Annotated in this window: 10 protein-coding genes and 2 pseudogenes; 3 read left to right on the plus strand and 9 right to left on the minus strand. The window is 59.6% G+C overall.

Annotated features, from left to right (window positions below; genetic code table 11):
• Positions 1–749: 749 nt before the first annotated feature.
• From KX928_RS23450 to KX928_RS23495, 9 genes and pseudogenes are all read right to left on the minus strand, one after another.
• A complete protein-coding gene (locus tag KX928_RS23450; protein ID WP_219507907.1) occupies positions 750–938 on the minus strand; it encodes a hypothetical protein in 189 nt (62 codons plus the stop codon).
• Positions 932–1,318 carry a hypothetical protein gene (locus KX928_RS23455; RefSeq protein WP_219507909.1) on the minus strand — a complete coding sequence of 129 codons (387 nt, stop codon included), beginning with the start codon at positions 1,316–1,318 and terminating at the stop codon, positions 932–934. Before KX928_RS23455 ends, KX928_RS23450 begins: the two co-directional genes overlap by 7 nt.
• Positions 1,319–1,771: 453 nt before the next feature.
• Positions 1,772–2,240, minus strand: a pseudogene (locus KX928_RS24185) (IS110 family RNA-guided transposase); the annotation flags it as partial.
• A 155-nt stretch (positions 2,241–2,395) separates the two neighbouring features.
• Positions 2,396–2,575 (minus strand): annotated as a pseudogene (locus tag KX928_RS24190) (ISNCY family transposase); the annotation flags it as partial.
• Positions 2,576–2,673: 98 nt separating this feature from the next.
• Positions 2,674–3,948 carry a nucleotide sugar dehydrogenase gene (locus tag KX928_RS23475; RefSeq protein WP_219507930.1) on the minus strand — a complete coding sequence of 425 codons (1,275 nt, stop codon included), beginning with the start codon at positions 3,946–3,948 and terminating at the stop codon, positions 2,674–2,676.
• Between the two features lie 14 nt (positions 3,949–3,962).
• Positions 3,963–4,976: an NAD-dependent epimerase/dehydratase family protein gene (locus KX928_RS23480; protein ID WP_219507932.1), complete on the minus strand. Its 1,014-nt coding sequence runs from the start codon at positions 4,974–4,976 to the stop codon at positions 3,963–3,965.
• Between the two features lie 33 nt (positions 4,977–5,009).
• Complete coding sequence (locus KX928_RS23485) at positions 5,010–5,855, minus strand: tyrosine-protein kinase family protein (RefSeq protein WP_219507935.1); 846 nt, start codon at positions 5,853–5,855, stop codon at positions 5,010–5,012.
• Positions 5,856–5,915: 60 nt separating this feature from the next.
• Positions 5,916–7,448 carry a GumC family protein gene (locus KX928_RS23490; RefSeq protein WP_219507937.1) on the minus strand — a complete coding sequence of 511 codons (1,533 nt, stop codon included), beginning with the start codon at positions 7,446–7,448 and terminating at the stop codon, positions 5,916–5,918.
• Positions 7,445–8,332 carry an ExeA family protein gene (locus tag KX928_RS23495; RefSeq protein ID WP_219507938.1) on the minus strand — a complete coding sequence of 296 codons (888 nt, stop codon included), beginning with the start codon at positions 8,330–8,332 and terminating at the stop codon, positions 7,445–7,447. Before KX928_RS23495 ends, KX928_RS23490 begins: the two co-directional genes overlap by 4 nt.
• Positions 8,333–8,921: 589 nt before the next feature.
• Between KX928_RS23495 and KX928_RS23500 the strand changes: the two genes are divergently transcribed.
• The 3 genes from KX928_RS23500 to KX928_RS23510 all read left to right on the plus strand — a co-directional run bounded on the left by KX928_RS23500 (position 8,922) and on the right by KX928_RS23510 (position 13,033).
• Positions 8,922–9,620: a sugar transferase gene (locus tag KX928_RS23500; RefSeq protein WP_257884055.1), complete on the plus strand. Its 699-nt coding sequence runs from the start codon at positions 8,922–8,924 to the stop codon at positions 9,618–9,620.
• Positions 9,621–9,851: 231 nt separating this feature from the next.
• Positions 9,852–12,254 carry a tetratricopeptide repeat protein gene (locus tag KX928_RS23505; RefSeq protein WP_219507940.1) on the plus strand — a complete coding sequence of 801 codons (2,403 nt, stop codon included), beginning with the start codon at positions 9,852–9,854 and terminating at the stop codon, positions 12,252–12,254.
• Between the two features lie 167 nt (positions 12,255–12,421).
• Complete coding sequence (locus tag KX928_RS23510) at positions 12,422–13,033, plus strand: polysaccharide biosynthesis/export family protein (RefSeq protein ID WP_219507943.1); 612 nt, start codon at positions 12,422–12,424, stop codon at positions 13,031–13,033.
• Positions 13,034–13,051 lie beyond the last annotated feature (18 nt).

The following is a 13,051-nucleotide window of genomic DNA, read 5'->3' on the forward strand; positions in this document are numbered from 1 at the left end:
CTCCATGCAACTCTCTGTATTCGTAAAGAATTTGCACTTCGTTTGTGAATCCATCGAATTGTAAGCGATACCTTTGTAATGTTGATTATGGTAATAAAATTTGTAAGCGAACGCCTAGGTTGGACCTGTCGCGGGATTGTGCCGCTCCTTTGACCACGTATCGTGTCGCAAAGGAAGTAAGCGCCCGGTCTGACCGACCACGCCATGCGTGACCGCACGATGCGGGTCACAATGAACCGTCTAAGCACAGACTCCAACTCTTCGATCTCGTCCGCGCCCAGACGACGCAGTATGCCACCGCAATGGGCGCAATCGTCGTCGCCAGTCATCAGGTCGGCTTCCATGCGCGGGATGTGATTGGGGATCGAGCGGCGCTTCGGTTTGTCCCTTGGCTCCGCGGCGGAAAGACGCAGATTGGTCGTCATCTTGGCGACAGCGATCTCGCTTGTTTCCAATGCCAGTTGAAGCTTCTCTAATCGGGCGTCCAGGTCAAGTTCATTTCATCGTTTTGTTTCCATCACATAGGGACCATTGTCTCTCACCCGGGTCACGCTTCTCTTCGTTCGTCATTGAATTTACCTCCGGCCTAAAACTGGGATGTTACAGGAGGTGTCCCACGAACCCGTACATATCTACATAGTGCACACACTCGCTTACCTATCCGGTCCAGTTTCGCCCGTCGAGAACCTCCCCGCCGCCCGCCTTTGGGATTAGACCGGCAGTCTTCATATCCCAGCCGGGTCTTAAAATCACTCACCGTTTTTTCCCTTGCTTATTTGGAAGGTAAATCGTCCGCTGGCATATTTTGACAATTCCGCCCTCAAGGCCTGAACCTCGCGGCGCAGCGCCTGCATCTCAGCTTTCGTCGGCGCATAGATGTCACCGGTGAACACGCCGCGGTTCATGACTGTGGCCATCTGGTTGAGATTGGTCACCATGCCACGGAGTTGACGAAGGCAGCCTGTATGACCTTGCGCTCACCCTTCACAGGTTGCAGTGCGGATCTGACGCGTGCGGTCAGAAGGCGTGCCGCCCAGCTCGACACCGGCACGTGCTGCGTTTGTGCCTCCCGCTCTAACAACTGCCGAACATCCTGGCCGAGCCGGACCCTCACTTTGCCCTCCCGGCGGGCTTTGGTTGGAACATCGGATTGAACGCCAGCAGGAGACATCTCCTCGAGGAGGTGGTCTACCAACCGCCCGAGATACTTCGAAACGGTCAGCCCCTCTGCTTCTGCTGCGGCCTTGAGCTGTGCGTGGCGCTCAGATGCGAGCAGGGTTCCGGCGAGTTTGGATTTGGGTGATTTGTTCGATTTCATTTAATGTTGCTGGCGCTCCGCCTATCCTGCATTAGTCACTTCCTTCACCGTTTTTGTGCTCCGGGAGCACATTTCTTTGGCTCATCCGTTTTGCCTAAAGAGCGCCATTGTCTTCGGGTAGTGCTTCAAACGAGGGGTCAAAACAGGATCAGCGGTTATTGTTCGCTGGTAGTCACTCGTCCCAAGGATCAGCCTAGGGTCAGGACCCATTGGTTTTCCTTGTGCGGCGTGTGTGGATGCTTCCATTTATGCAAGGAATTTCTGACTGTTGAAGCATGCGATCGGTTGCGCCCATGTGTCAGGCTTCTGGTATGTGGCGCGGCTGTGTCAGTTCAGCAATCTTCTGGTTGGTCAGAGCAATTTGTTCAAGATACAGCCGACTGGCCAAAACCAGGCTGGGCGGGAAGACGCTTTTGCTCTCATCCACATATTGAGAGAGCTGATCGATGTTGTGGGTGCCCTTTGGCACAATGACGCCGAATTCAGAGAGATGCGCGCGCAAGGCGTTCGCAGCCTGAGTTCTTTGCCATATCAGGAGCTCGCGGGTACGAAACAACATACCCTGAGCTTGCTGATCTTCGCTCTTGATCTCAACGAAGCGCATATTTGCACGTGAAGCGGCTTCAGCGATAGCCTCCGCGTCAGCCGCATCGTTTTTCTGACGTTTTACGAATGGCTTAACATACGCAGGAGGAATGAGGCGCACATTGTGCCCCAACTGTTCCATCTCCCGCCCTCAATAATGTGCAGTGCCGCACGCCTCCATGGCGACCAGACATGGTGGATGATCCTTCATGAAGCGCGCGAATTGGGAGCGTGTCAGCTTCTTGCTGGACACCTTGCCACCCTCGGCATCTGAGCCATGCACTTGAAAGACTGACTTTGCCAAATCGACGCCGATTGTTGTAACCTCACCATGGATGCTTTCTTTCCCTTTCTGCGACCAGATCGCGCTTTTTGGCACTTTGATGCCGCCGGGAGGAAGCATCCACCCCATCAAATATCGCAGGGCTGGCTGGCTTTGCGTTCAGCGCGCCGTCGGTCATAGTAGGCTTCCATTTTGGCCGGTGCACCACGGGGACGACGACCTGTCTTCGTGTAACCATTGCGGACGCTTTCTGATTTGACCGTTGGCTTGGTTGTGCCTTTGTCTTGCTCCTCCTTGATATGGGCTAGCACCGCACTCAGGCGCTTGTTCTTGGTGATTGCCGCGTGGGTAATACGTTGCTGGTGCAGACTGAACACGGCGCAGGGCAGGACATCCTTGTTTTGAGACACGGGGCGCCCTTTCGGCTGATCCGTTAACAGACGAGGTTCGCATAAAGGAGGCGACGGGTCAGGTTACCCCCGCAATATCAGACCCGCAGAATGAATTCTCTGCGCGGCAGAATGCCTTTGACGTCGAGCACCAGTGGCTCTGCGGCCATCAGCGGCAGGATGGCCTCCAGACCGCCTGCGCGGATCTGGCGGTGTGGCACGGCGACCACCACCGCGTCATAGGTGCCCGGATCCGGTTGAATCGTCTCTAACCCAAGCTCTTTCCGCGCCTCTGCAGGCTCCACCATCGGGTCATGCACATCGACCTGCACCCCGTAGTCCTGCAGCTCGGTCACGATGTCCACGACGCGGGTGTTGCGCAGATCCGGCACATCTTCCTTGAAGGTCAGCCCCAGCACCAGCACGCGGGCGCCCTTGATCTGCATCTCCCGGTCGATCATCGCGCGCACCAGCGATGTGGCCATCCACGCGCCCATACGATCGTTGATGCGGCGCCCGGCCAGCACCATCTGCGGGTCATAGCCCAGCATCTGCGCCTTGTGGGTCAGGTAATAGGGATCCACGCCAATGCAGTGCCCCCCCACGAGACCGGGCCGGAAGGGCTGGAAATTCCACTTGGTGCCCGCCGCCGCCAGCACATCCAGCGTATCGAGCCCCATGCGGTCGAAGATCATCGCCAGCTCGTTGATCAGCGCGATATTCACGTCGCGCTGGGTATTCTCGATCACCTTGGCGGCCTCCGCGACCCTGATCGACGGGGCCAGATGGGTGCCCGCAGTGATGATGCTGCCGTAAAGCGCATCGATGAATGCCGCAGCCTCCGGCGTGGACCCCGAGGTGACCTTCTTGATATCGGCAAGACGGTGCGCCTTGTCCCCGGGGTTGATCCGCTCCGGGCTGTAGCCAGCGGTAAAATCCCTGTTGAAGGTCAGGCCGGAGCGTCGTTCGACAATCGGAATACAATCTTCTTCGGTGGCGCCGGGGTAGACGGTGCTTTCGTAGATCACCACATCCCCTGCCCCGATGACCTGCCCCACGGTTTCCGACGCGGCGATGAGCGGACCCAGGTCAGGGCGCTTCATCGCATCCACCGGCGTCGGCACGGTCACGATATAGACATTGCAGGCGGCCAGATCCTCTGGATCCGCGCTGAACGACAGCTGCCTCGCCCCGGCCAGCTCTGCCGTATCCGTCTCTAACGTGGTGTCTTTGCCCTTTTTCAGGGCCGCAATCCGGGTCTCGCTGATGTCGAAGCCCACCACCGGGTAGCGTGCGCCAAACGCCACGGCCAGCGGCAGGCCCACATAGCCCAGACCGATCACAGCGATTTTCGCGTCCTTCAGTGCCAGCATGCCCCCTGCCCCTTTCAGGTATCGTAATAGTCGCGGAACCACGCCACGAACTGCGCGATCCCGTCGCGAAACCCTGTCTGCGGCTTATAGCCTGTGAGGTTTTTGAGCAAATCGGCATTGGCCCAGGTGGCGGGCACGTCCCCCATCTGCATCGGCATGTAGTTGCGCAGGGCCTTTTGCCCCAGGCAGCGCTCGATCTCGTCAATGAAATCAAGCAGGCGTACCTTGTCGGAATTGCCGATGTTGACCACCCGGAAGGGGGCGGCGGGGCTGAGGCTGTCGCCGGGGATCTCTGCCGCCCCTGCCCCGGGCGCGGGCGGCACCGCGTCGATCAACAGGCGGATGCCGCGCACCAGATCGGTCACATAGGTAAAATCGCGGTACATTTCGCCATTGTTGTAGATGTCGATGGGGCTGCCCTTGAGGATCGCGTCGGTGAATTTAAAGAGCGCCATATCCGGCCGCCCCCAGGGCCCATAGACGGTGAAAAAGCGGAACATCGTGGTGGGCAGATCGTAGAGATGGGCATAGGAATGCCCCATCGCCTCATTCGCCTTCTTGGTGGCGGCATAGATGGTCAGCGGCGTGTCGGCCTTATCGGTCTCTGCAAAGGGCATTTCCTCGTTGGCACCGTAGACGGAAGAGGTCGAGGCCATCAGCAGGTGCTGCACCTTGTGAGCGCGCGCCGCCTCCATCACGTTGAAGGTGCCCACCACGTTGCTGTCGATATAGGCGCGCGGGTTCTCGAGGCTGTAGCGCACCCCCGCTTGTCCTGCCAGATGCACGATGACATCCGGGGCGAAACCGGCGGCGGCCTCTGCAAAAACACGGCCCTCTTCCAGCATGCCCGTGGTGACGCTGAACCCCGGGTTTTGCAGCAGCATCTGGTGCCGCCGTTCTTTCAGGCGCACATCGTAGTAATCGGTCATCCCGTCGAAACCATGCACGGTCATCCCTTCGGACAACAGCAGCTGCGCCAGATGAAACCCGATGAAGCCGGCCGAGCCGGTGATAAGAACTCTGGTCATGAATGTGTTCCTGACGCGCGGGGCGCACAGCGATCAGCTGTAATCGCCGTAATAATCCTCTTCAGCGCCCATGTGGCGGCAGTTGTTCAGCACCACGCCCAGAACGTTGGTATGCTCGCTCACCTCGCGCTCGCAGACATCAAGCTGGGACATCCGCGTCTGCTCCGCCCGGGCGACGATCAATGCGCAATCCACGTTCTTCAGCTTGGCGCGGGCATCATCGGTGACCAGCATGGGCGGCAGATCGAAGATCATCACATCCGGTTCGAACTGCGCCTGGATATTGTCGAAGGTCTGCACCGTTTTCTGCGACAGCAGCAATTGTGTCGGGTCGCTTACCGGGCGCCGCGCCATGGAAATGGCCACGTTACTGCGCAACCGCAGCATCTGGTCTTCGGGGGCCACCTCGCCCACCAGCAGCTCCCGGATGTCATGCTCGGGCTGCTGGCCCAGCATGGTCGCGACCCCGGGCCGCCGGAGATCCACGTCGAAGAGCATCGATTTCACTTCGCTCTGCCGCGAAAACCCGACCGCGAGGTTACAGGCGGTGGTGGTCTTGCCGCAGCCCTTGTTGGGCGAGGTGATCGCCAGCCGGGTCCAGCCGTTCTGGCGCATCAGCAGGTAGATCTTGGTGCGCAAGACGTCAAAGGGGTTGGCTTCGGGCAGCGCGTTCAGCGTCATGATCCGATTGGCCGACAGGTGCCGCGGGTCCGGATCCAGCGGCTTGAGCTTTTGCCAGATTTCCGGGAAATTATCCGATGCCTCGGACGGCGGCCGGGCAGCACGGGGGGCCACCGGCGCCCGTTTCTGCGGCGCCTCCCGGGTCACGCCGCTACGCTCCTGCCGCGCCTTGCTCAGTGCCTTTTGAAGTTTTTCCATTCTGTTCTCAGTTCCCGCAAATCTATCTGGAGGATGGCCCGGCCGGACCGGCACGGCAGGTCAGATCAAACCACCCACAATCTTTTCGAAGAGCTGATCCAGCGGCATGTAGTAGGTATCGATGGCCCAGAGCACGGTTGGCACAACCGTGATCACCACCCCGATCGTCGCCAGCTGCAGGATACGCCGTCTGCGGCGGTCCGCAGCGGTTTCATAGCGCGGGATGACGGCCAGCGGTGTAATCTCAAGCGCCCGGGTGATCTCCGACGGGCGGCGAATGGTCTGGTTGAGAAGCTCGAGCAGAACAAACAGCCCCCCGGCCAGCCCCAGACCTGCAAATACGCCCATGCCGGCGATCCCGGCCCGGTTCGGACCGGAGGGCGAATTGGGCACATTGGCGGGTTCCAGAACGGTGATGCGTTCGCCCTTGGCGGAAAGCTCGATCCGCTCCCCCATCCGGGCCTGCGACATCCGCTGGACAGCCGCGGAATAGAGCGCCTGCATATTGTCCTGATCCCGCTCCATCGCGTTCAGCGCGATGCGGTTGGCGGGGGTGCGGTCAATGGAATCCTGCAGCTTGGCAAGTTCGGCGTTGGTTGTCGCGATTTCCTGTCTCAACGCCTGCAACCGGGCATCAATCTCGGTCAGGCTGACGTCAAGCGCCGTGACCTGAGTGGGTGTCTCGCCTGCCCCCTCGGCCCCCGGCAGGTCCGTCATCTGCTGTTTCAGCGCATTGATCTGGCTGCGCAGCAGCCGCACCTTGGGGTTGGTTTCCGAATAGATGCTCAGGGAGACCCGCAACTGGCCTTCCAGCGCGCGCAACCGTTCCTGTTCAGGGGTCAGCGGCACATTGGCAATCGTTTCCAGACGCCCTGTACTTTCGTAGATCCGCTGAATGCTGGTGCGTTGGGTCTGCAGCGCCTCCAGATCCCGCTCCGCCCGGGCCAGGCGTTCCTGCAGCAGCGATTGCCGGTTCAGCCGGTAATCGAGGTTCTCCGGCAGCGCATCGGCATTCTGGCGCTTGAACTCCACGATCTTGGCGCTTTGGGCGTCGAGGTTTTGCGACAGGGTGTCCACTTCCTGCTCGAAGAACTCCAGCGTGCCCTCGGCACGCGCCGTGCGGAAATCGCTGTTCGCCTCCAGCACAAGATTGACGTATTGATTGACCACAGCCGCCACTTTCTGCGGGTTGGTGCCCTCGAAACCAACGGTCATCAGCGTCGCCTTGTCGCGTCCGCTGGCCCGTCGGATTTTCGTTTTCTTGCGCATGTGGTTGACCACCACATCGGGGTTCATCGTGCTTTGATTGGGGAAAATACGCGCCGTGCGGGCAATATCGAGCAGATTGGCGCGGGTCAGCAGGCGCTGCTGGATCACCTCGAGTTGTTCCGACGCGTCCACCTGCGTTGTCGCGCGGACCGCGTCACTGGAAATCTGCGCGGATTCCACCAGCAGGGTGGCGCTGCTCTCATAGGTGGTCGGCAGACGCAGGGCCACCACCACGCCGATACAGGCACATAGCAGAAGCAGGGCCGCCATGGCCGGAAACCGGCGTGACAGCAGTTTGAAATAAAAACCGATATCCGTAATCATTCTGCAGCCTTGTCCAGAGACGGTTTGACGGGGTTTTCCAGAACGTAGACACCGTGATCGCGGGTCTTGATGAATAACCCGTCTGCCACCAGTTCACGCATCACGTTAATACCCACAACCCGGTTTTCACTGCTGGCCGCATAGACCAGCGCCAGGTCGCACAGCTTGTTGATCATGCGGGGCACGCCGCCGCTCTCGTCGAAAATACTCTTGATGGCATAGACCGAAATTTCGTTTCCGGTGCCGCCCACATGCATCAGCCGGTGCTGGATGTAGGCTTTGGTCTGTTTGAAATCAAGCGGTTTGAGGTGGTAGGTCGCGGTCACCCGCTGGGCAAATTGCGCCAGCGCCGGGCTGGCGACGATATCGCGCAATTCGGGCTGGCCGACGAGGATCAGCTGCAACAGCTCGTCCTTGTTGGAATTGATGTTGGTGAACATGCGCAATTCTTCCAGCGCCTCGATCGACAGGTTCTGCGCCTCGTCGATCACCAGCACCACGTGGCGCCCCTCGGCATATTCATTGATGACGAAATCCTGGAACCGCTTGAACAGCGTGATGTAGTCATCCTGCGAATGCGCGTTGATCCCCAGCGCGTAAAGCACCCAGCGCAGCAGCTCTCCGCGACCGCCCTGGGCGTTGGAGATCAGCCCGATGGTGACATCCTCGTCGAGCGCGCTCAGCAGTTTCTGGATCAGCGTGGTCTTGCCCGCGCCGATCTCGCCGGTCACGACGGTCAGGGGCGACCGGGTCGCGATGCCGTATTCCAGCACCGAGAAGGCACGGCTGTGATTTTCCGACCAGAACAGGAAGTCCGGGTCCGGCAGTAGGGTGAAAGGCCTCTCCGAAAATCCGAAGAAGGATGTGTAAAGCTCAGCCGCCATAGAAGAACGTATCCTACTCTATCCGCTGGCAGTTTCTGCGTCGATCGTCTGCTCTCATGTTACCCAAATCACCTTGCTACGACTTTCATCCACAGGTTTCAGGAGCCCGTCACGATGCTCCGTCCAAATCCGGAACAGCCCCTTTGCCTGACTGGTCCGCCTGAAAATGCCACCACTTACATCCGTTATATAAGGATTGCGGCACCATTAGGGAACTCTCGCAACATACCTAATCGAGGGCAATTGCGGCAGCACAAGGGCAACGATTCGTCGCATCTGTCGCAATTGCGGCAACAAAGCAGTATATTTTCCTGAATTGTGCACAAAAAATACCCGCATCGATTGAATCGCTTATTTCGCAACTGCAGCATTTCTGAGCATTTACCGGCGCCACGGCCTCTTCCGCGGCCATTCCCGGCTTTTGCAGCAACCATGATCTCAGGATGACTCGCAATTTAATAAATTTTCTTTAAAGTGATACATGGCTCCTCTAATAGGGAGCTGTGCCTCTTTTTTTACGGGTACGCGGGGGCGGATTAGGCCTCGCCTGTATGTAACGAAGTAACCGACAAATACATCGGAGTTATTGATGCCATTTGATTCACAGGATGCCCAATTGAAAATGAAAGCGGGCGCTCAGGCCGCCACTTTCGGGCAAGTTGTCCCTTCTCCTCTCGAACAGCCGTTTTACGACAAGGGCGTAAAGCGGTTTATCGATGTCGCGCTCGTATTGATGAGCGCGGTGATCGTTGTCCCGCTCATCGCCGTGATGGCCTTGCTGGTTGCGCTGGACGGGCACGCACCGTTCTACACCCAGAAACGCATCGGCCGGAATGGCCGGGTTTTCCGGATCGTCAAGATGCGCACGATGGTTCACAACGCGGATGCGCTGCTCAAGGAGCATCTCAGCAAGAACCCGGAGCTGCAGGCGGAATGGGACGCGACCCAGAAGCTCAAGCATGACATCCGGATCACCCGCATCGGACGTTTCCTGCGGAAAACCTCGATGGATGAGCTGCCCCAGCTGATCAATGTTCTGACCGGCTCCATGTCTCTCGTCGGCCCGCGGCCGATGATGGTGTCGCAGCAGACCCTCTACCCCGGCCAGAGCTACTATCGCATGCGCCCGGGTGTGACCGGGTTCTGGCAGGTTTCCGACCGGAACAACTGCAGCTTCCGCGACCGCGCGAAATTCGACGCCAAATATGAGCAGGCGATGTCTTTCTCGACCGACGCAAGGGTCCTTGCCCAGACCGTTTCGGTCGTGTTGCGCGGCACCGGATACTGACCGGACCCGAAAGACCTGCGGGGATGGGCGCGGGAGATACCGCGCCCACGGGCTGATTTCTCCTCTCCAGAATCTCGGAATTCCCCAAAATGGCCTCACTGTTTCGGCGTGGGTCATGGTATCGTATCCGGAGACAGCGCCGGTTAGGGTGCTACATGAAAACCGTATTCCAGAAACAAAAGGTCCGCGACCGTGGTTGTAAAAAAGATTGTTCTCCCCTTGCTTGTTTGCATGGCCCTCGCCGCGTGCGACTCCGATGAGGAGCGTGCCGAGGAATTCTACCAGCGCGGTCTCGAACTCGCCGCCGAAGGGGATGAAGAGCGCGCGCGCATCGAGTTCCGCAATGCCCTGAAACAGGACGCGACCCACCTTGACGCCCGGGTCTACCTGGCCCGGCTGCAGTTCAAGGCAGGTGCCCTGCGCCCGGCTTTCCGCGAATTCCTGCGGGTGGCCGAACAGGACCCCGAAAACCTGGAGGCGCAGGTCAAACTGGGTGAAATGGCCTTTCTGATCCAGAACTGGGAAGCTTTTGAGCGTCACAGCGACGCGGCCATCCAGCTGGCCTCCGACGACCCCAATGTCCGCCTGCTGGACCTGGCGAAACGCTACCGCAGCGCGGTGCTGGAGGAAGACAGTGCCGCGCGCAGCAGCGTGCTGGCCGAAGCCGAGGCGATGGAAGCGGATTTTCCGGACAATGGCATCCTGCGCCAGATCCTGATCGATGGGTATCTTTTCGAGGAAAAACACGCAGCCGCCCTGGAACAGATCGAAAAAGCCATTGTCGCCGCCCCCGACAGGCAGGACCTTTATGTCACCAAGGTTCAGCTGCTGAACGGCCTCAACGATCTGGACGCGGTGGAAACCGAATTGTACCGGATGGTTGAAACCTTCCCGGACGAACAGAGCTACCAGGTCAATCTGCTGCGCTTCCTGATGTCCCGGGACAAGGGAGACGAAGCCGAAGCGTTTTTGCGCGACCGGATTGCCCAGGCGTCCGAAGACAAGGTGGTTCCGACGATTAACCTGATCCAGTTCCTGCTGGGGACCGATCAGCGCGATGCGGCCATGTCCGAACTGGAAACAGCGATTGACGCCAATCCGGACGCGCACACCCTGCGCGCCCTGCGGGCCTCGCTGACGTTCGAGGACGGGCAACGTGATGAAGCCATCGCCGAAATGCAGGCTCTCGTGGACGCCCAGGGAGAAGACAGCAATCCCGAAGCGTTTCTGAACATCAAGGTGGCGCTCGCCACCATGCTTGCCACCAACGGAAACGAAGTGGGCGCCCGCCGCCTCGTCGAAGAGATCCTGGCGCAGGATGGGAACTCCGTCGGCGCGCTCAAGATGCAGGCCCGCTGGATGATCGCCGATGACAATCCCGAAGGCGCCATCACGGCCATGCGGACCGCCCTGGCCAGCAGCGCCCAGGATGCCGAAGCCATGACGATCATGGCCGAAGCCTACAAGCGGGCGGGCAATTCGGCCCTGATGCTGGATTTCCTCTCCCTTGCCGTCGAGGCGACAAATAACGCCCCCGCAGAGGCCCTGCGGTATGCCGCGGCGCTGCGGCAGGACGACAAGCTGCTTCAGGCCGAAGCGGCCCTGATCGCATCTCTGCGCAACCAGCCCAATAACGTTGATATCCTGCTCGCCCTTGGCAACATCTACCTTGAGCTTGCAGATACGGCCCGCGCCCAGCAGGTTGCCGATACGCTCAAGCGGATCGGGACGGAGCAAGCGCAGACAGGGGCAAACACCATCGAGCTGGCGCTGATCGCGCGCGAGTCAGGTTCGGGTGAAGTGCTGGCGTATCTGCAGAACCTCGCGGATCAGGATGGCGGCAACAGCGGCGCCAGATTGGCGCTGGTCCAGGCGCTGGTCGAACAGGGTGACACCGACGGCGCGCAGGAAATGATCAACGAGATGGTGGCCGAAGAGCCTGACAACGTCTCTTTCGTCTATTTCCAGGGGCTGGTTCAGGCCTCTGTCGGCGATATCGACGCCGCGCGCGATACGTTCCAATCCCTGACCGAAAAGGCCCCGGACATCGCCCTGGCCTGGTTGCAGCTCGCGCGTCTTCAGACCGTGGGCACAGACGGGACAACCGCCCTGGAGACGCTGGACAGGGGGCTTCAGGCCAATCCCGATTCCGGCAACATCCTCTGGGCCAAGGCGACCCTGCTGCAGGAGAAAAACGATATCGACGGGGCCATTACCATCTACGAGGATCTTTACGCGAAAAATTCAGCGTCGATCGTGGTGGCCAATAACCTCGCCAGCCTGCTGGCCACGTTCCGCCGTGACGAAGAGAGCCTTGCCCGCGCCCAGACCATCTCCCGGCGGCTGCAGGACACGGACGTGCCCGCGTTCCAGGACACCTATGGCTGGATTCAGCACCGGGTGGGCAACAGCGAAGAGGCTCTGAAGTATCTCGAACCCGCCGCGCGGGCCCTGGTGGATGATGCGACCGTGCAATACCATCTCGGCGTCGTCTACGAGGCCCTGGGGCGCCGGGACGAGGCTCTGGTGCAGATGCACCGGGCGATGGACAAGATAGGCCCCCTGGGCTCCGGCGCGCTTTCAGAAGAGGTGCGGAGCAAAATAGCCGCACTGGAAGCCGCTGCCGACAACTGATCGGAGCCGCAGGGATAAGGCGTAAACCGGCGTGGCCCCAAGATCACATGTCGGGCACTGCTTTGTACCTCGGGGCGTCTTTAACCTTTCAGAATGCAGCGTTTTCACGCAATATTGCAAAAAGTTGGGTCTGGCGACAGGTCAACCCCAAGTATTCGAGGCTCGATATGAAATATCTCCTGATTGCCCTTTGGGGTTTGATGCTCGCGGCAACATCCGCCAGCGCGCAAAACGACTACCGCATCAAAGGCGGCGACACATTGTCAATTGAAGTGCTGGAAGACACCAGCCTGAACCGCTCCTTGCTGGTACTGCCCGATGGCACGATCAATTTCCCCTTTGCAGGCACTGTTCAGGCCGGCGGCCGCACGGCAGCCCAGGTCCAGCAGGCGATCGCCTCCAGCATCTCCAGCAACTTCACCACGACCCCCACGGTCTTCGTTTCCGTGGCATCGGTCTTCCAGGCCCCCCTCTCGGCAGGGGTTGGCTCCGGTGCCGCGACGATGGACATCTATTTCATCGGCGAGGTCAACCAGCCGGGCCTGCGCCCGATGGAACGCGGCACAACCTTCCTGCAGGCGGTTGCGCAAAGTGGCGGGTTCACCAAGTTTGCCGCCACCAAACGGGTGCAATTGCGGCGCTTTGATCGTAAAACAGGCAAGCAAAGCGTCTACAGCATGAATTTCAAGGCGCTGGCGGACGGCGGCAATCTGACCAATGACATCGTTCTGCAGGACGGCGATGTGATCCTCGTACCGGAGCGCAGACTGTTCGAATAAAACCATAATGCGGTGGGC

Source organism: Roseobacter insulae, from assembly GCF_019375555.1.
Classification (GTDB): Bacteria; Pseudomonadota; Alphaproteobacteria; order Rhodobacterales; family Rhodobacteraceae; genus Roseobacter; species Roseobacter insulae.